The 17,378-nt window shown below is 36.7% G+C and carries 14 protein-coding genes; 4 read left to right on the top strand and 10 right to left on the bottom strand.

Features of this window, described 5'->3' with window-relative positions:
* The 10 genes from A9Q93_RS03340 to miaB form a co-directional block, all read right to left on the bottom strand.
* On the bottom strand, positions 1–1,853 hold a 1,853-nt coding region (locus A9Q93_RS03340), incomplete at its 3' end, for a zinc-dependent metalloprotease (RefSeq protein ID WP_303685963.1).
* Positions 1,854–2,086: 233 nt separating this feature from the next.
* A complete protein-coding gene (locus A9Q93_RS03335) occupies positions 2,087–2,845 on the bottom strand; it encodes a hypothetical protein (protein ID WP_303685962.1) in 759 nt (252 codons plus the stop codon).
* A 79-nt stretch (positions 2,846–2,924) separates the two neighbouring features.
* On the bottom strand, positions 2,925–5,744 hold the full coding sequence (locus A9Q93_RS03330) for a CHAT domain-containing protein (RefSeq protein ID WP_303685961.1): 2,820 nt from the start codon (positions 5,742–5,744) through the stop codon (positions 2,925–2,927).
* A gap of 145 nt (positions 5,745–5,889) precedes the next feature.
* Positions 5,890–7,530 (bottom strand): chaperonin GroEL, encoded by a 1,641-nt coding sequence (gene groL, locus A9Q93_RS03325; RefSeq protein WP_303685960.1) that lies wholly within the window; start codon positions 7,528–7,530, stop codon positions 5,890–5,892.
* A gap of 76 nt (positions 7,531–7,606) precedes the next feature.
* A complete protein-coding gene (gene groES, locus A9Q93_RS03320; protein ID WP_303685959.1) occupies positions 7,607–7,882 on the bottom strand; it encodes a co-chaperone GroES in 276 nt (91 codons plus the stop codon).
* A 140-nt stretch (positions 7,883–8,022) separates the two neighbouring features.
* Positions 8,023–8,364 carry a preprotein translocase subunit SecG gene (secG, locus tag A9Q93_RS03315; protein WP_303685958.1) on the bottom strand — a complete coding sequence of 114 codons (342 nt, stop codon included), beginning with the start codon at positions 8,362–8,364 and terminating at the stop codon, positions 8,023–8,025.
* Positions 8,364–9,254, bottom strand: a complete 891-nt coding sequence (locus A9Q93_RS03310; RefSeq protein WP_303685957.1) for a hypothetical protein — start codon at positions 9,252–9,254, stop codon at positions 8,364–8,366. The genes secG and A9Q93_RS03310 overlap by 1 nt, the downstream gene beginning before the upstream one ends.
* On the bottom strand, positions 9,248–9,760 hold the full coding sequence (lptE, locus tag A9Q93_RS03305; RefSeq protein ID WP_303685956.1) for an LPS assembly lipoprotein LptE: 513 nt from the start codon (positions 9,758–9,760) through the stop codon (positions 9,248–9,250). The genes A9Q93_RS03310 and lptE overlap by 7 nt, the downstream gene beginning before the upstream one ends.
* Positions 9,750–11,054 (bottom strand): sigma 54-interacting transcriptional regulator, encoded by a 1,305-nt coding sequence (locus A9Q93_RS03300; protein ID WP_303685955.1) that lies wholly within the window; start codon positions 11,052–11,054, stop codon positions 9,750–9,752. The genes lptE and A9Q93_RS03300 overlap by 11 nt, the downstream gene beginning before the upstream one ends.
* Before the next feature lies 1 nt (position 11,055).
* Positions 11,056–12,528: a tRNA (N6-isopentenyl adenosine(37)-C2)-methylthiotransferase MiaB gene (gene miaB / locus A9Q93_RS03295; RefSeq protein ID WP_303685954.1), complete on the bottom strand. Its 1,473-nt coding sequence runs from the start codon at positions 12,526–12,528 to the stop codon at positions 11,056–11,058.
* 49 nt (positions 12,529–12,577) lie between these two features.
* Between miaB and A9Q93_RS03290 the strand changes: the two genes are divergently transcribed.
* The 4 genes from A9Q93_RS03290 to A9Q93_RS03275 all read left to right on the top strand — a co-directional run.
* Entirely contained in the window at positions 12,578–12,709 is a 132-nt protein-coding gene (locus tag A9Q93_RS03290; protein WP_303685953.1) for a hypothetical protein, read from the top strand.
* Between the two features lie 168 nt (positions 12,710–12,877).
* The gene (topA, locus tag A9Q93_RS03285) at positions 12,878–15,403 is read left to right on the top strand and encodes a type I DNA topoisomerase (RefSeq protein WP_303685952.1); all 2,526 of its coding nucleotides are present in this window, start codon (positions 12,878–12,880) and stop codon (positions 15,401–15,403) included.
* 9 nt (positions 15,404–15,412) lie between these two features.
* Positions 15,413–16,570 (top strand): formimidoylglutamase, encoded by a 1,158-nt coding sequence (locus A9Q93_RS03280; RefSeq protein WP_303685951.1) that lies wholly within the window; start codon positions 15,413–15,415, stop codon positions 16,568–16,570.
* Positions 16,571–16,681: 111 nt separating this feature from the next.
* A partial coding sequence (locus A9Q93_RS03275; protein WP_303685950.1) for an SUMF1/EgtB/PvdO family nonheme iron enzyme occupies positions 16,682–17,378 on the top strand: 697 nt, incomplete at its 3' end.

Raw genomic sequence — 17,378 nt, 5'->3', positions numbered from 1 at the left:
GTTACATGGCCCATGTACCTGTTAAACTGTCCTACTAGCTGTCCGTACATGTTTTCTAGCTCGTCATAATTTTCTCCTTCTTCACCAGTCCACTTACCTAAATTAGGAACAATACGCTTTAAGTTTTTAATTCCATATGCACTAGCGCGCATAGAATCATCACCTAAATCTTCTGTTTGAGAAGTATAATCTATTACTCCACGTTGCTGACGACCAAATCTATAAACAGGATCTCCGGCCTTTTCAAGAATCCAGGAGTCAAGAACGCTTTTTTCTTCTTTTGCCGTTTTATCTAAAATAGGCTTGTAACCCCACATGATGGAATACTTGTCATATGGTCCTATGTTAGGCATCAATGCTACATCTCCATCTTCTGGTTGCGCTACATAATTAAAACGAGCATAATCCATGATGGAAGGTGCTGTTCCATATTTTTTTGTGAATTCAGGATCTCTTAGTTTTTCTACAGGATATGCAATTGAGCTACCCATATTATGAGGCAATCCTAATGTATGACCTACTTCATGAGCACTTACAAAACGAATTAAACGCCCCATCACAGCATCATCAAAATTATTCATACGAGCATCTGGATTGATAGCAGCGGTCTGAATAAAGAACCAGTTATGTAATAAAGTCATTACATTGTGATACCAGTTAATATCACTTTCTAAAATCTCACCAGAACGTGGATCACTTACGTGAGGTCCATTTGCATTAGGAATAGGAGATGCTAAATATCTTACCGTAGAATAACGTACATCTTCTGGACTCCACTCAGGATTTTCTTCTTTAGTAGGAGCATCTTTTGCGATAATAGCCTCTTTAAAACCTGCAGCCTCAAAAGCAATTTGCCAGTCTTCAATACCTTGTTTAATGTATTTTCTCCATTTTACCGGTGTAGCTGGATCTATGTAATAAACAATTTGCTTTTTAGGAACTACTAACTCTCCAGCTTTAAATTTTGCAATATCTTCATCTTTAACCTCAAGTCTCCAACGATCTAGGTAAGTAACTGTTTTAGTTTTTTGATCTTCTAGTCCATAGTCTTGTTGCCCTCTAGCAAACCATCCCACACGTTGATCAAAGTAGCGTCTTTTCATAGGTTCTTTAGGTAAAAGAATCATAGAGTTGCTCATTTCTAGAGAAATAGATTGAACACTACTATTAGACGGTGGATCACTAGATAGATAAGTTTTTACGTGTCTAGATTCAATATTTTGAGGATAAGACCTCAAAGTATCAATGTAAGATCTTGATGCATCTAGTCTACTAACCTTATAATTTCTTCTTGCTCTTTGCTGGAAACCGATTGCTTTTACATCTTTTGTAAAAAAGTCAGTTACATCTATCACAGTATTATTAGTAACACTATCCTTTTTGATCGCCTTAATAGGGAAAGAGTAAAGGATAGGCTCAAAGTTAGAGTTTTCAACAGCTATGCTTACTGGTAAAGAATCAGCTGCTACAACTTGATGAGAAACTACTCTCAACAATACATCTTTGTTTTTCTTTTGCCATCTTAAGGTTTGTGTATTTTGTTTTCCACCACCAAAACCAAGTCCAGAAGCAGTTTTTGCAATACGAGTCACCATTAACATCTCTCTTTCAAAAAGAGAATCCGGTATCTCATAGAAATATTTCTCATCTACTTGATGAACGGTAAATAAACCTTCATCACTTTTAGCTTCTTTTGTAATCACCTTAGAATAAGGCTGTATATCGCCTTTTTTAGGTTTTTTGGCTGAAGCAGTTTTTTTTGCCGGAGCTTTCTTTTTTCCTTGGAAAATAGAACAGCTAGTGGTGACAGACGCTGCAAGAAGCAACACCATCAACATTTTAATTGTACGCATTTAGTTAGAATTTTAATTGATGCCTAAATATATTATCATAAAATTCATTATTTCTTAACAAGGCGTTAACTAGAAGCTAATTTTTATAATATGCGTTAAGCTTTATTGACTACGCTTTCGCGAAAGCGAGAAATAAAAAAGCCACCTCTTACGAGATAGCTTTTGAAAATTAAATAGGAAGTAAAACTATGCTTACAAATCCCCTTAAAATAGCATTGTTGTACTTGTCTAATTTATTTAACCTCATATCTTTTTATTTGCTCACCATCTTTGAAGAGTGCAGCACCCATCTGACCTAATGCCATATTAACAACAATATATTGCCCATTGTTTTTACCGGCTTTATAAATAGAAGCTACCTCTAATTTACCTTTTTCTACTGGCACATTTTCATAAACAAAATAGTTAGCTTGTGTAGCATCAATGCCTGGTGATAGGAACATTTTCTCCACACCTTCACGTACGTTGACGATGTGTCCGTGCTTAAAATCTCCAAATTCAAAAACACCTGTAGTCAGTACCATGCCGTCCATTTTTATACCAAAACCATTATCGCAATCACCGGCTTTGCAAGGATTAGGTGTCTTGAAGTTACCTACTAGAGTCTCTCTAGATACTTCTTTTCCATTTTCATAGGTGATCGCTATTCTTTTAATCGTTTTGGGTATTATAGGAAATTCTATATGTATGCCTTCTTTGACACCGTTTACAAAAATGCCTCCTGTAGTGTTTCCTGTTTCATTATAAACGGTATATCCATTAATCTTACCATTTTTAAATTGAGACATATAATATGCACCCTTAGCATTTTGTAAATATCCTATACCATCGTATTTACCATCAGTGAAGAAGCCATGATACAATTCTACGTTTTCATGATTGATCATTCCATAACCATTTTTACAATCTCCGTTTTGACATGTTTGAGCATATGTAGATGTGCTGAATATACTCAGAGTGATAAAGTAGAATGATGTTAATAAGGTTTTCATATTGTTTGTATTATAAATCAAAAGTCTATGAATTCAGTTCCAGATACAATAGGGCAACTGTCGTATATTATTAGTTAAGTTATTTACCATAATAGATAAATGGTGCCCAGTATTTAGGGTGTTTTAACTGCTCGCCAAATTCTCCAGCAACAAAACGCCTTTTAATTTGTGTAACAGCGCTACTATATGGTACGTTTTCTAAAAAGACTAGCTTGTAGAACTCTTGTACAAATAAACTGGTTGCATAATCATTTACGGGCCATAGACTGGTAAGAGTTCCGTTTGCTCCTGCGCTAAGTAACGCATTATTCAATCCTTGTACGGTATCACCTGAGGTTATACGGCCTAATCCTGTCTCGCAAGCACTAAGCATCACTAAGTCAGGATTCATGTCCAGCTCGCCCATCTCGCTTACTGTTATCATCCCATCTTCTCCATCTTGTGGTGTGGGAAAAACGGTCATGGCTAGACCACTCAATTCAAAAATATATGGATTTACCGATGCATGACTGGCAAGGTGGATGACCTTATATTTATTCAACTCTCCACTTTTAGACATGCGTTTGAGTTCGTTTTCAGTCATATTTTCATTCAAGCGCACATCGGTTTTTGGGATTAACGAGTCGATGGCTAATACCTCTCTTTTGGTTCCTATGAGGTAGTCCATAGGCTTGTCACCTTGCAATGCTGCAAATGCATAATCTAAGTTTTCTCCACGAGCAATACTGGCATTTACGCGCAGCTGGAGCTTTCTTACATCGGTAATGCTTTGCACTTTTGTCGATTGATCTTTTCTTAAGGAATAGGTCGCATCACCGAATGCGAGAATATTTTTCTCATAATTTGTTTCTGACTCGTTGCGCAACGATACCAGTACACTAGCGCTTGGAATATAACTGATCTCGTAATCTTGAAGCAACATACGACCTGTCATCATATGTGTAAGCGTTTCAAAAGGGATGAAGCTTAAATTTCCAGCTGGGCTTATAATAAGTTTTTTGAAAGGCTTTAATAAATTTTGTTCAGGTATGTAGTATTGATTAAGTCGCTTACTCATGCGCATCATTGCCTGTGGATTTTGGTAGGCCATGTCATCTGGACTAGGTGCGAGCTGCATGCGATACATTTCTAGAGCTATGCGCTGGTCCTGTGGTTGAGCAACGTATTCCTTATTAAATTTAGGCCGCTTAAGATCTATTGATTCACGCAGTTCTTTCTTAGATAATTTTTGCTCTGTATAAGCTGCGATTTTGGGATACCTGCTTAACGTCTCTGCACTAAAGACTGTGCCATCAAAATACTCAGCACTAACGTCATTTTTTGAAATTAAAAATACAAACAATCCATCGGGAGATTGTGTGTTAGGTGAGAAATAATAAATTATTGCCTCATCTGGTTCCAATACTTTTTGCACCTCATCAACACTCGTTTTTTGTGTAGAGTTACCTTTTAATTTATTATTAAGTAATACATTCTTGAACTCCTCTGCAATTTCTAATGCTTTTATAGGCTGTCTATTTTTAACATAAGTTCCGGCCAATGTGGTCAAAATATTATGGTAAAGACTTTGGTATTTTTCTTGTTCTGCACTTGTTGCAGTTTTTAAATCTTGCTTGATTTTAATAAAGGCACTTTCCATAAGCGGTAGCATCGCAGCGTAGTCCATACTTCTCAATTTATTAAGAGCTTGTGTATAAAGCATGCTGGCGCTAGCCTCGTCACTGGATATGTTTTTTAAACCAAACTGGACATCGTACGTATCGATCTGGTTCTTATAAAACATGGTCCTTCCATAACGCTGAGCAAGTGATTTAAACTCATCATAGTATGCGCTACCTTTTTCAGGATTTGCAGCTGAATAGTAGGAAATATAATGTACTAGGTAAGCCATCTTATCATGAGGATTTAGAATCCTAGAAAGACGTTGCTCTCTTTTATCTAAAATTGTTTTGGTGAGCGTTCTATTATTAGTTCTATATGCTGCTGCAAGAATATCGAGATACAACTGATCCTGTTGTGGCTGGAAAAAGTTTTGTGGCTGAGAAATAAATACGTTTGCTGCCTCGATAACACTTTGAGGATCTCTTGATGTATTCAGTGCGATATAACTCTTGTAGAGTTTATATTGTGCTTGTGGATTGTTCCGCTTTCGCGAAAGCATGACTAACATCTCATTCTCAATCGTTTTATCTTCAAGATCATGAATGTCCATGAATAGTGCCAGGCGCTGAAGCAGCTGCGTATAAATAACCTCATCGATCAATTGTGTATCGTGAGCTGTTTTGAAACTATTGAAATAAGTACTCAACTTTTTCTGTGCCTCGGTATTTGTGTAATTAGCTTTTGTGTTAATCAATTCACTGATCTGGACGGCAATACCTTGATAGTTCTTCTTAAGATCGGCAAGGTTATTAAGGTTGGTAGAGACGATCTTGCGGTACTCGGGATAGGTAGAGTAGTGGTTAAGCGCTCTGTTTATTGTAGATTCTGCACTGACCGCTCCACGTTTGACCATACTGCATAGCACCATCGCTTTGTAGGTTTTATCATTAAAACCAGTGTTCTTAAGCTGAATGGATAGATTATACATGTCTATCATCATTCCCGAGTCCAGTGTCCCAGCACCGTATGCCATAATTGCGTAGGGAAGTGCCTTGTCTTGCTGCTTTGTACCTAAAAGCGCATAGGCAAGCTTTGAAACGGCTAATGCAGGATCGTCATAGCGTTCTAATAAAATGTTTGCATTCTTAAATGTCGCGTTTGTGTTTCCAGTAGCGCTGCTAAGGTTGCGATAGCTAAGGTGGTTATCGATACTTTGTGGAAAGTTACGGTCTTCGTCATGTTGACCCTTTGAAACAAAAACGCAAAATATTATAAAAATACAAGCTGCTTTTTTCATGATAGAAGTTTGAATTATCAAATTAAAAGGAACCACTTATATCATTCAATAGGGCATTTGTCCTATTTAAAATGACGGTAATTTCAACTAATAAAAAAAGCCATCTCTTATGAGATGGCTTAATATTAATTATTGGAAAACGATATTACATCATTCCGCCCATGCCACCTGGCATTCCACCTGGCATTCCACCGCCTGCTGGAGCATCTTCTTTGATTTCTACAAGAGCACACTCAGTAGTAAGAATCATTCCAGAAACAGATGCTGCATTTTCAAGTGCAACACGAGTTACTTTTTTAGGATCGATGATTCCTTCTTTAAGCATGTCTACGTAGTTATCATTCTTTGCATCATAACCTTGGCTACCTTTTGATTCAAGAACTTTAGAAACTACGACACTTCCTTCTCCACCTGCATTTTCAACAATAGTTCTCAATGGAGATTCTATAGCACGAGCAACGATAGAAATTCCCGTTTCTTCGTCAGCATTAATAGATTTTACTTTTGAAAGAACTGATTTTGCTCTTACAAGAGCAACACCACCACCAGCAACGATACCTTCTTCAACCGCTGCGCGAGTTGCGTGAAGTGCGTCATCTACACGGTCTTTCTTTTCTTTCATTTCTACTTCACTTGCAGCACCTACATAAAGTACAGCAACTCCACCTGCAAGTTTTGCAAGACGCTCTTGAAGTTTTTCTTTGTCATAGTCTGAAGTAGTGTTCTCGATTTGAGATTTAATCTGACCTACTCGAGATTTGATATCATCATTAGAACCGCTTCCATTAACAAGAGTAGTGTTATCTTTATTGATATCTACTTTTTCACAAGTACCTAACATTTCTAGAGTAGTATTCTCAAGAGTAAATCCTCTTTCTTCAGAAATTACAGTACCACCTGTAAGAATTGCGATGTCTTCTAACATTGCTTTTCTACGATCGCCAAAACCTGGTGCTTTAACCGCAGCGATTTTAAGAGAACCTCTTAATTTGTTAACTACAAGTGTAGCTAGAGCTTCACCGTCTACATCTTCAGCAATTATAAGAAGTGGTTTACCTGTTTGAGCAACTGGCTCAAGAACTGGCATCAATTCTTTCATTGTAGAAATCTTCTTGTCAAATAACAAGATGTATGGGTTTTCTAACTCTGTAGTCATTTTCTCAGAGTTAGTAACAAAATAAGGAGAAAGATATCCACGATCGAACTGCATTCCTTCTACTACGTCTACATAAGTTTCAGTTCCTTTTGCTTCTTCTACTGTGATAACACCTTCTTTACCTACTTTCCCAAAAGCTTTAGCGATTAAATCACCTACTACTTCGTCATTATTTGCAGAGATAGAAGCAACTTGTTTGATCATCTCGCTAGAATCACCTACTTTTTTTGCTTGCTTTTCAAGATCCTTTACGATAGCTTCAACTGCTTTGTCGATACCGCGTTTTAAATCCATAGGATTTGCACCAGCAGCCACATTCTTAAGACCTTCTTTCACGATTGCTTGAGCAAGAACAGTTGCTGTAGTAGTTCCGTCACCTGCAAGATCATTAGTTCTTGAAGCCACTTCTTTTACCATTTGTGCGCCCATGTTCTCGATCTCGTTTTCTAACTCGATTTCTTTTGCAACGCTCACACCATCTTTTGTCACTACAGGAGCACCAAATGATTTACCTATAATTACATTACGACCTTTAGGTCCTAATGTTACTTTTACTGCATTTGCAAGAGCATCAACTCCACGTTTAATACCATCTCTTGCTTCTATATCAAATTTTATGTCTTTTGCCATTTTGTTTGTTTTTGTTCCGCTTTCGCGAAAGCGGAAATATGAAACTAATTTCTAGAATTTAATTCTTAATTATCGATTATACTATCGCTAGGATATCGTCCTCACGCATGATTAGGTAATCGCTACCTTCTAGTTTTAACTCTGTACCACTATACTTTCCATAAAGTACAGTATCACCCACTTTTACAGTCATGTCATGATCTTTTTTACCTTTTCCTACTGCAACTACTTTTCCTTGTTGAGGTTTTTCCTTTGCAGTGTCTGGTACATAAAGACCTGAAGCGGTTCTCGTTTCAACAGGTGCAGGTTCTATTACTACTCTGTCTGATAAAGGTTGAATATTTAATGCCATTTTAAAAAATGTGTTTTTGATTAATATACAGCGGTTATTTCCATAAATATGCCAACTTGATATCTATGACAAATATGCTGTAAACAAAAATATCCAGCTCAGAGAGCTGGATATTTTGTCAGTTTGAATGATGAGTATCGTTATAAACTGTCAGTTGCAGTTTCATTAGTCGCATTAGTATCTGGTAATGTTGCTGGAGTTTCAACAGCATTAGGATCTGTAACGTCTATCGTATTTGTTGCTTTGTCTTGAATAAGAGTAGTACTTGCTAATAGAATAAGCACTAAAAGCGCTGTAGAAAGTACCCAAGTACTCTTATCTAAAAAGTCACCTGTTTTCTTTACTCCACCTAGTTGCTGAGTTCCTCCACCACCGAAGCTAGATGATAATCCACCACCTTTAGGATTTTGTACCATAATTACTACTATAAGTAGAAAGGATACTAAAACGATGAGTCCTAAAAAGATATAAAATGTTGTCATTATGTGTTATTACTTTGTAAATTCTTGATTTCCTGAATTCGGTCTGCAAATAAACCACTTTTTTCTGGATGCTGCAATAATAAAATCTCATAAGCTTTTAAAGCTTTAGAATAGTTTTTCTGAGCTAGATAAACCTTAGCTAAAGTTTCTGTCATAAACTGACTGGGATCTGGATTAGTCAGCGCTATTTGTGCAGAGGTAGTTGCATTTTTACGAGGCTTTATTTTAGGCTTTTCGGCTAGGAACTGGTCTATTTTTGCCATTTTTCTAGCACGGTCATCTACCTCTTGAATAACTGGTTTTACTAGCGATGAAGTTCGAGACTCTTCATCACTCTTTTCCTTACCTAAGCCTGTTGCAGGTGCTGACTCCTTTTCCCGTTTTATAGGTTTTAATGTAGTGAGCTGCAACCATTGCGTGAAGCTGTATGTTTCTTCCTTATTAAAATCTAGAGGTTGATCTACTATCGATAGAGGCTCTTTCTTCTCAAATAAATCCTCATTTGCAACGTTCGTAAAATCCTTACTTGCATTTAAATTTTCTTCGGGAATTGCAGTTTTTATTTCATGTGATAGGGAAGATTCAACTACATCTATTTCTTGATTCTGTATTTGAAGATCTTTGATTTGAGAACTGATCTTATTTTGAGAAAATGTAGGAGAGGTAATAAAATCAAATAACACAGATCTGTCTGTGGTGTGAGCAGCCGTTTTTTGTAGCTCGCGATTATATAATGGACTGTTTTGGTTTTTTAAACCTTTTAAATATAGACTTCTTGCCGCCTGAAAATATGGATATTGTTCTAGAGTTTTTTCTAGAATAGCTATGTGATCCACATGTACAGAATCTGGTTGTGATATAACCTCGTTTATGCGAGTACTGTCTACCATTTAGCTAGTGTGTCGTTAAAAATATCTTGAGTGATTTGCTCAAACAGTACTTCCTTTGCTGTTTCTAGAGTGCTGCCTTGTAACTGCGCATTAGCATCATAATCATAGAAGAAACTATATTTTTTTTCAAAACTTTCTTCTTCATCTTTAGTGTTTGTAAATCTCAAATTTACTTCTAGTGTTACACGATTTTGTGCAGCTCTACTGTCTGCCGTAGCGGTCATAGGTGCGATGTAGAATCTGGTAATCTCACCTTGGTAAATATAATCACCATTTCTAGGTGTAAGACTCAATCTAGACTGATCATTAATCAAATCTTGTAATGCAAGTGTAAAGTCACGCTCTAATCCAGGTTCAACTAATACCGCTTGATAGCCAAAGTAATCTACTTGAAACGTTTTTATATTATCTGGAATGGTAACACCGCTTAAACTATAAAGTCCACAAGAGTTTAAACTTAGTGCGATAATTACTAATAGAATAAATCGAATTTCCTTAAAGATCATATTGTTTTATTTTACGGTAAAGAGTACGCTCCGAGATTCCTAAATCATCTGCCGCGGCTTTTCTTTTTCCTTTATGTCTTTCTAACGACTTTTTTATCAATTCTATTTCTTTATCAGCTAGAGAAAGTGATTCTTCTTCTACTATTTCTTGTGCAAAGTCATAACGGTCGCTAGGTGGAGGAACAGACTCTACGTAAGGACTGGATTCATTATTTGATGAAATAGTAGTAGATTTTTGCTCTTCTTGATTAAAATCATAGGCATTATCAATTACATCTTCATAATCTTGCTCGCTGTTATTATGGTTACCATAGATGCGTTTAATCAAGTTAGGATTTTCTTCCCTAACATGACTCGCGTTACCATTTTCCATAAGTTCATTAGTAAGTTTTTTTAAGTCGTTGAGATCGTTTTTCATGTCAAACAATACTTTGTATAGGATCTCACGCTCATTTGCAAACTCGCTATCGCTACTTTTTTTGTCACCTATAACTGCAGGTAGATTTTTGCCAGCGTCAGGTAGGTAGGTGCGCAATTTTGCAGCATTGATCTCTCTATCTTTTTCTAAAACGCTTATTTGCTCAGCTATATTCCTTAATTGCCTGATGTTACCACTCCATCTATAATTAGACAGCATAGAGACAGCATTTTCATCAAGTCTTATCGTGGGCATTTTATACTTCATTGCAAAGTCGCTTGCAAATTTTCTAAATAACAAATGAATATCGCCTTTGCGATCTCTCAATGGAGGCAATACTATTTCTACCGTGCTTAATCTATAATATAAGTCTTCTCTAAATTTCCCTTTTTCAATAGCATCAAACAACTTGACATTTGTTGCTGCAACGATGCGCACATCGGTTTTTTGCGTATTAGAAGACCCTACCTTGAGAAATTCCCCATTTTCAAGAACACGTAAAAGTCTTACTTGAGTAGGTAAAGGCAATTCACCTACTTCATCAAGGAATATGGTCCCGCCATCGGCTACCTCAAAGTAACCAGATCGAGTAGAAGTAGCTCCTGTAAAAGCACCTTTCTCATGACCAAATAATTCTGAATCTATTGTTCCTTCTGGAATTGCACCGCAGTTAACGGCTATGTATTTTGCATGTTTTCTAAAAGATTGCGAGTGAATTATCTTAGGAATACTTTCCTTTCCTACACCACTTTCTCCTGTTACTAATACAGAAATATCTGTAGGGGCAACTTGCAAAGCTTTTTCTATAGCTCTATTAAATCCAGGATCGTTACCTATAAGTTCAAAACGTTGTTTTATAGTTTGTACACTTTCCATACTATAAGGTATCATAAGTTAAAGGACCTTGCATATCGCTATAGCCTATAGCTTTTCCTATTAAGGTAGCACTGGTACAATCTGTAATCTCCACCATTACATAGTCACCTACTTTGTAATCTTCCTTATCAAAAATAGCTACGTAATTTTGTGTATTACGTCCTGCCCATTGCTGGTCTGATTTTTTTGACTCTTTTTCTATTAGACATTCAACTGTTTTACCTACAAAGTATTGTGCTCTTTCATGACCAGTTCTTCTTTGCACTGCGATGATTTCATTAAGACGTCGTTTTTTAACGTCTTCTGGTACATCATCTTCTAGTTTACGAGCAGCCATTGTTCCAGGTCGTTCAGAATAAGCAAACATAAAACCGTAGTCATATTTCACATATTCCATAAGGCTTAAGGTGTCTTGATGGTCTTCTTCGGTTTCTGTAGGGAAACCAGTGATCATATCTTGAGAAACAGCGCATTCTGGAATAATTGCATGCACTCGATCGATCAACCTCATATACTCTTCACGAGTATGTAAGCGATTCATTTCTTTTAATATGCGATCACTTCCAGATTGTACAGGTAAGTGAATGTAATTACAAATGTTTCTGTGAGCAGCAATAGCGTGCAACACATCGTCACTTATATCTTGCGGATTACTAGTGGAAAACCTTACACGCATATCAGGTTGCGCATTTGCCACCTTGTGTAATAATTGAGCAAAATCAACAGCTGTTGCCTTTGCCATTTTACTCGCTTTTTTGAAGTCTTTTTTAAGTCCGCCGCCATACCATAAATAGGAGTCTACATTTTGACCTAATAAAGTTACTTCTTTAAAACCTTTATTCCATAAATCATTTACCTCTTCTAGAATGGATTGTGGATCACGGCTGCGCTCACGTCCACGAGTAAACGGTACGACACAAAAAGTACACATGTTATCACAACCACGAGTAATGGATACAAAAGCGGTTACTCCATTAGAATTTAATCTTACAGGAGCAATATCGCCGTAAGTCTCTTCTTTAGAAAGAAGAACATTCACGGCATCACGACCTTCATCGATCTCTGCAACAAGATTAGGTAAATCTTTATAGGCGTCTGGTCCTACGACCATGTCTACTATTTTCTCTTCTTCTAGGAATTTAGATTTCAATCGCTCTGCCATACAGCCTAGAACACCTACTTTCATATTAGGGTTCTTTTTATTCTTAACACGATTGTATTTCTCCAGTCTTTTACGTATCGTTTGCTCAGCCTTATCTCTTATAGAACAGGTGTTCACAAGAACAAGGTCAGCATCTTCCATGTTATTTGTAGTGTTAAAACCTTCTTTAGCTAGAATGGACGCAACGATTTCACTATCAGAAAAATTCATCTGACATCCGTAACTTTCTATATATAATTTGCGAGTATTTTGCGCATTGTGTTCTAAAACTACCGCAGTTCCTTGCTTTTCTTCTTCAATTACTTTTTCCATCAATCATGATCTTAAATATCGGTGCAAAGATATACTATTTGAATAATTTATGACACAATGTCAGCATGATGTTTTTAGAAGCATTGATAAGAAAATTCAGGAGTACGAAATAGATTCTCAAATCCTACCTATTTATGTGTTTGTTTTTATCTCGCTTTCGCGAAAGCGTAATTCTAAATAATATACGTTGCTAGGGTGTTGTTATCATTAAGTAAAGGGTTTTAATACTTAATCACCAAGGGCTGAACGTTTTAAAAATTATTTCTACGTTTTTAACTAGTTGTTTTGCAGCTATTTGTAAACTTAAAAAAAATATCACATACCTTTGCATTCCAAAAATCGCAGCTTAATGGCAAAGAATCTTGTAATAGTAGAGTCGCCTGCAAAGGCAAAAACAATAGAAAAATTTCTAGGAAAGGATTTTAAAGTAGAATCCAGTTTTGGTCATATTGCTGACTTACCTTCTAAAGAATTGGGAGTTGATGTTGACAAAGATTTTGCTCCTAAATATGTAGTAAGTAGCGATAAGAAAGATTTAGTTCGTAAACTTAAAAAACTTGCTGCAGCATCAGAAACAGTATGGCTAGCAAGTGATGAGGACCGTGAAGGAGAGGCTATTGCATGGCACCTGGCAGAGCAGCTAGATCTTGAAAAAGATAAAACTAAGCGTATAGTTTTTAATGCGATTACAAAAAGTGCTGTACAACATGCGATCGATAACCCTAGAACGATTGATTACGATCTTGTTAACGCTCAACAAGCGAGACGTATTTTAGACCGTATAGTAGGTTATGAAATTTCTCCTATTCTATGGCGTAAGGTAAAAGGCGGTGCAAGTGCTGGTCGAGTGCAGTCTGTAGCCGTGCGATTGATTGTGGAGCGTGAAGATGAAATATTAAACTTCAAGTCGGATAACTTTTTTAGAATTGATGCCGATTTCAATACAAGTGATGGTGCATTACTTAAAGCAAAATTACCTGGTAATTTAAAATCTCTTAAAACAGCTAAAGACTTTTTAGATAAAAATATTGGGGCAAAATTTGAAGTAGCTGATCTAGTCAAAAAGCCAGCTAAAAAATCTCCAGCGCCACCATTTACCACATCGACTTTACAACAAGAAGCGTCACGTAAATTGTTTTTTAACGTAAGTCGTACGATGCAACTCGCACAACGTCTTTATGAAGCAGGTTTGATTACTTATATGAGAACAGATTCTGTTAATTTGAGTAATGAAGCAAAAAAAGGTGCTGAAGAAGAAATAAAAAAAGCATACGGTAACGAGTTTCATAAGGAACGTAATTATAAAGGAAAGTCTAAAGGAGCTCAAGAAGCTCATGAGGCGATACGACCTACTAATTTTGCCTTACACAGTTCTGGAGCAGATCGTGATCAGGTGAAGTTGTATGAGTTGATCTGGAAGAGAGCAATCGCTAGTCAGATGAGTGACGCAAAGCTGGAAAGAACTAATGTTACTATCGCTGCAGACAAGCATGATAAGAAATTTACTGCAAGTGGAGAGATCGTAAAGTTTGAAGGCTTTCTTAAAGTTTATCTAGAAAGTACAGATGATGAAGATTTAGAGCAACAAGGTCTTTTGCCAGATTTAAAAGTTGGGCAAAGTCTACTCAATAAACGCATTCTTGCAACTGAGCGTTTTACAAGACCTCCTTACAGATATACTGAAGCTTCTCTAGTAAAACAATTAGAAGAACTAGGGATAGGTCGTCCATCTACTTATGCACCTACTATTACTACGATCCAAAATAGAAAATACATAGAAAAAGGACAGTCTGAAGGTGAAGAGCGCAATTATGTGCAACTCACCTTAAGTAATGATAAAGTCTCAGAAAAGGCACTTACAGAAAAAACAGGATCTAATAAAAACAAAATGATTCCTACTGATGTAGGTCGAGTGGTTAATAATTTCTTAGTAGAGCATTTTGGAAATGTGTTGGACTACAACTTTACTGCAAAAGTAGAGGAGTCCTTTGACAATATTGCCGAAGGAAAAGAGGAGTGGACCGATATGATGAACCACTTCTATAAAGGCTTTCATCCTACCGTAAAGGACGTTGCTGAGAATGCTGAGCGTGAGGTAGGTGAGCGCGTTTTAGGAACGCATCCTGAAAGTGGTAAACCTATAAGCGTGAGGTTAGGAAGATTTGGTGCCATGGCTCAAATAGGAAGTGTAGAAGATGAAGAAAAACCACAATTTGCAAGTTTACTGCCTTCTCAAAATTTAAATACGATTACTCTTGATGAGGTAATGGATTTATTTAAATTACCTAGAACAGTCGGAGAATACAATGGTCATCCTGTAGAGGTTGCTCAAGGTCGTTTTGGACCTTACGTGAAATTCAATGAGAAAACTTTTGTAAGTCTAGAGAAAGATGATGATCCTATGACACTTACTTTTGAACGAGCTGCAGAGCTTATTCAAATGAAGGAAAAAGCAGATGCTCCTATATATATATATGATGAGCAGCCAGTTACTAAAGGTGTAGGTCGCTTCGGTCCTTATATCAAGTGGGCTGGAATGTTTATCTCAGTAAATAAGAAATATGATTTTGATAACTTGTCAAATGATGATATTGAAACACTGATCAAAGATAAGATTCAAAAGGAGAAAGATAAACTTATCGTGGATTGGGAAGAGGAAGGAATACGCATTGAGAAGGCTCGCTGGGGTAGGCATAATGTTATTAAAGGTAAAATAAAAGTAGAGTTGTCGAAAGATATAGATCCCTTAAAAATTACATTAGAGAAAGCCAAAGAACTTATCGCCAAAAAAGCGCCAAAGAAAAAAGCAGCTGCTAAAAAGAAGGCTCCTGCAAAGAAGAAGACCACTGCAAAAAAGAAAACTACTAAAAAGTAATTTGAAACAATGGCTTTAGATTTTCTAAAACCTCTAAGTGATGCTCTAGTTGCTCATGCAAAGATGCAACCTAAGCACACCATTGCGTCTACTATAAAACTTCATACGGTTAATGAAGGGTTGCCAGTTCTCGATGATGTGCAAATAGTCGTTATCGGTATTCTAGAAAACCGTCGTGACGCAAATGCGTTGTTCCAAGTTGAGTCATTAGATTATGCTCGAGAAAAATTTTACGAGCTATATCCTGGTAACTGGTCCAGCCCCATTGCAGATTTAGGTGACGTGCATGCTGGTGAAACTGTAGAAGATACATATTATGTAGTAAGACAGTTGACAGAGTATTTCCTTAGAGCCTCCATTATTCCTATATTTTTAGGAGGTAGTCAGGATTTAATGTATCCTATGTATAGGGCTTTTGATGAGTTTCAGCACATGATTAATGTGGTAAATATTGATTGCAGATTTGATCTGGGAGACATAGACCTGCCTATCACTTCTCGTAGTTATATTGGTAAAATGATTACCATGGAGCCTTATAACTTGTTTAATTATAGCAATCTAGGATTTCAAACATATTTTAACTCACAGGAGGAAATTGATCTTTTAGAAAGAATGTATTTCGACGCCATACGTTTAGGCCATTTAGATGAGGACAGTACGCTGGCAGAGCCTGTTTTAAGAGATGCAGACGTTGTAGGAGTAGATATGAGCGTTGTGCGTGCTGGTGATCTCGCTTTCGCGAAAGCGAATCCCAACGGCTTAGATGGGAAACAAATTTGCAGTTTATCGAGATATTCTGGTATAAGTGATCGATTAAAGGTATTCGGAATATTTGAAATCAATAACGAGAGAAATACTGGTGCACAATTAGTCGCAGAAATGATCTGGTATTTTATAGAAGGCTATAATTTAAGAAATTTTGAGTATCCTAAGGATGTTACAAAAGACTGCATAGTTTATAAAGTACCCATTGATGATGAAATACTTATATTTTATAAGTCTACAAATAGTGCTAGGTGGTGGATAGAATTACCATTTATTTCTAATGTTAATAATAAATTAAAACAACATACGTTATTACCATGCGATAGAAGAGATTATGAAACAGCATGTAATCAAGTCTATCCAGATAGGTGGCTGAAGGCCCGTCGTAAAAACGAAATTTGATAAGTTAAAGTATAGGTCTTAATTGATTTATTGAGAAAAAAAAGTTGTGGAATCGAAATCTTTTAGATAGGTTTACGCCCTTAATTCATAAAGAAAACATAAATTACCCTTATGAAAAAGTTATTAGTCCTTGTAGCAGTAGTTGCGTTTTTAGCAAGTTGTGGTAAAGGAGATCGCGGGATGGTAGTAGGTGCCAAAGGAAAGAAATGGCATCCTGAGAAGCCTTACGGTATGACATTAGTACCAGGTGGTGCATTTATTATGGGTAAAAGTGACGATGATATCGCTGCTACTCGTAATGCTCCTACAAAAACAGTTACAGTGCCATCATATTATATGGATGAAACTGAAATTACAAACGCAGAGTACCGTCAGTTTGTTCACTGGACAAGAGATTCTTTGTTCAGAACTAATCTAGCTATCATGGCAGACGATAATGGTGCTACTCCTGGAGATAACGGTATTGGTGAATTTGCTTTTCTTGATGCAGAAGGTGCAGGTAATGATCCTTTAACACCATGGGAGCAATATGTTCAAGATAACTATGTAGGTTTAGGTCCTACAGGATATGAAGGTCGTAAATTAAATCATGACGTTGATTTAATTTGGGATACAGAAGATATTCCTGATGAGTTCTATGCTGAGGTTTATGACCAAATGTACATTCCTTTTGATGAGGCGTATAATGGTGAGCGTACCATAGATACTGAAAAAATTATCTTTACTTACACTAGTTTAGATTTAAATGCTGCTGCTAGAAATCGTGATCCTAACAAAACTAGGAAAGATTTTATCTCTCAAGTTCCTG

It is taken from the genome of Nonlabens dokdonensis (assembly GCF_002162835.1).
GTDB lineage: Bacteria > Bacteroidota > Bacteroidia > Flavobacteriales > Flavobacteriaceae > Nonlabens > Nonlabens dokdonensis_B.
The sequence above is the reverse complement of the archived record's forward strand: the minus strand, read 5'-3'. Positions and strand labels throughout refer to the sequence as shown.

Bases quoted from the DNA above. Each gene is read 5' to 3' on its own strand.
- A9Q93_RS03335 (WP_303685962.1), bottom strand. From the start codon at position 2,845: ATGAAAACCTTATTAACATCATTCTACTTTATCACTCTGAGTATATTC.
- A9Q93_RS03290 (WP_303685953.1), top strand. From the start codon at position 12,578: ATGACACAATGTCAGCATGATGTTTTTAGAAGCATTGATAAGAAAATT.
- A9Q93_RS03330 (WP_303685961.1), bottom strand. From the start codon at position 5,744: ATGAAAAAAGCAGCTTGTATTTTTATAATATTTTGCGTTTTTGTTTCA.
- A9Q93_RS03280 (WP_303685951.1), top strand. From the start codon at position 15,413: ATGGCTTTAGATTTTCTAAAACCTCTAAGTGATGCTCTAGTTGCTCAT.
- lptE (WP_303685956.1), bottom strand. From the start codon at position 9,760: ATGATCTTTAAGGAAATTCGATTTATTCTATTAGTAATTATCGCACTA.
- secG (WP_303685958.1), bottom strand. From the start codon at position 8,364: ATGACAACATTTTATATCTTTTTAGGACTCATCGTTTTAGTATCCTTT.
- groL (WP_303685960.1), bottom strand. From the start codon at position 7,530: ATGGCAAAAGACATAAAATTTGATATAGAAGCAAGAGATGGTATTAAA.
- A9Q93_RS03310 (WP_303685957.1), bottom strand. From the start codon at position 9,254: ATGGTAGACAGTACTCGCATAAACGAGGTTATATCACAACCAGATTCT.
- topA (WP_303685952.1), top strand. From the start codon at position 12,878: ATGGCAAAGAATCTTGTAATAGTAGAGTCGCCTGCAAAGGCAAAAACA.
- miaB (WP_303685954.1), bottom strand. From the start codon at position 12,528: ATGGAAAAAGTAATTGAAGAAGAAAAGCAAGGAACTGCGGTAGTTTTA.
- A9Q93_RS03300 (WP_303685955.1), bottom strand. From the start codon at position 11,054: ATGGAAAGTGTACAAACTATAAAACAACGTTTTGAACTTATAGGTAAC.
- groES (WP_303685959.1), bottom strand. From the start codon at position 7,882: ATGGCATTAAATATTCAACCTTTATCAGACAGAGTAGTAATAGAACCT.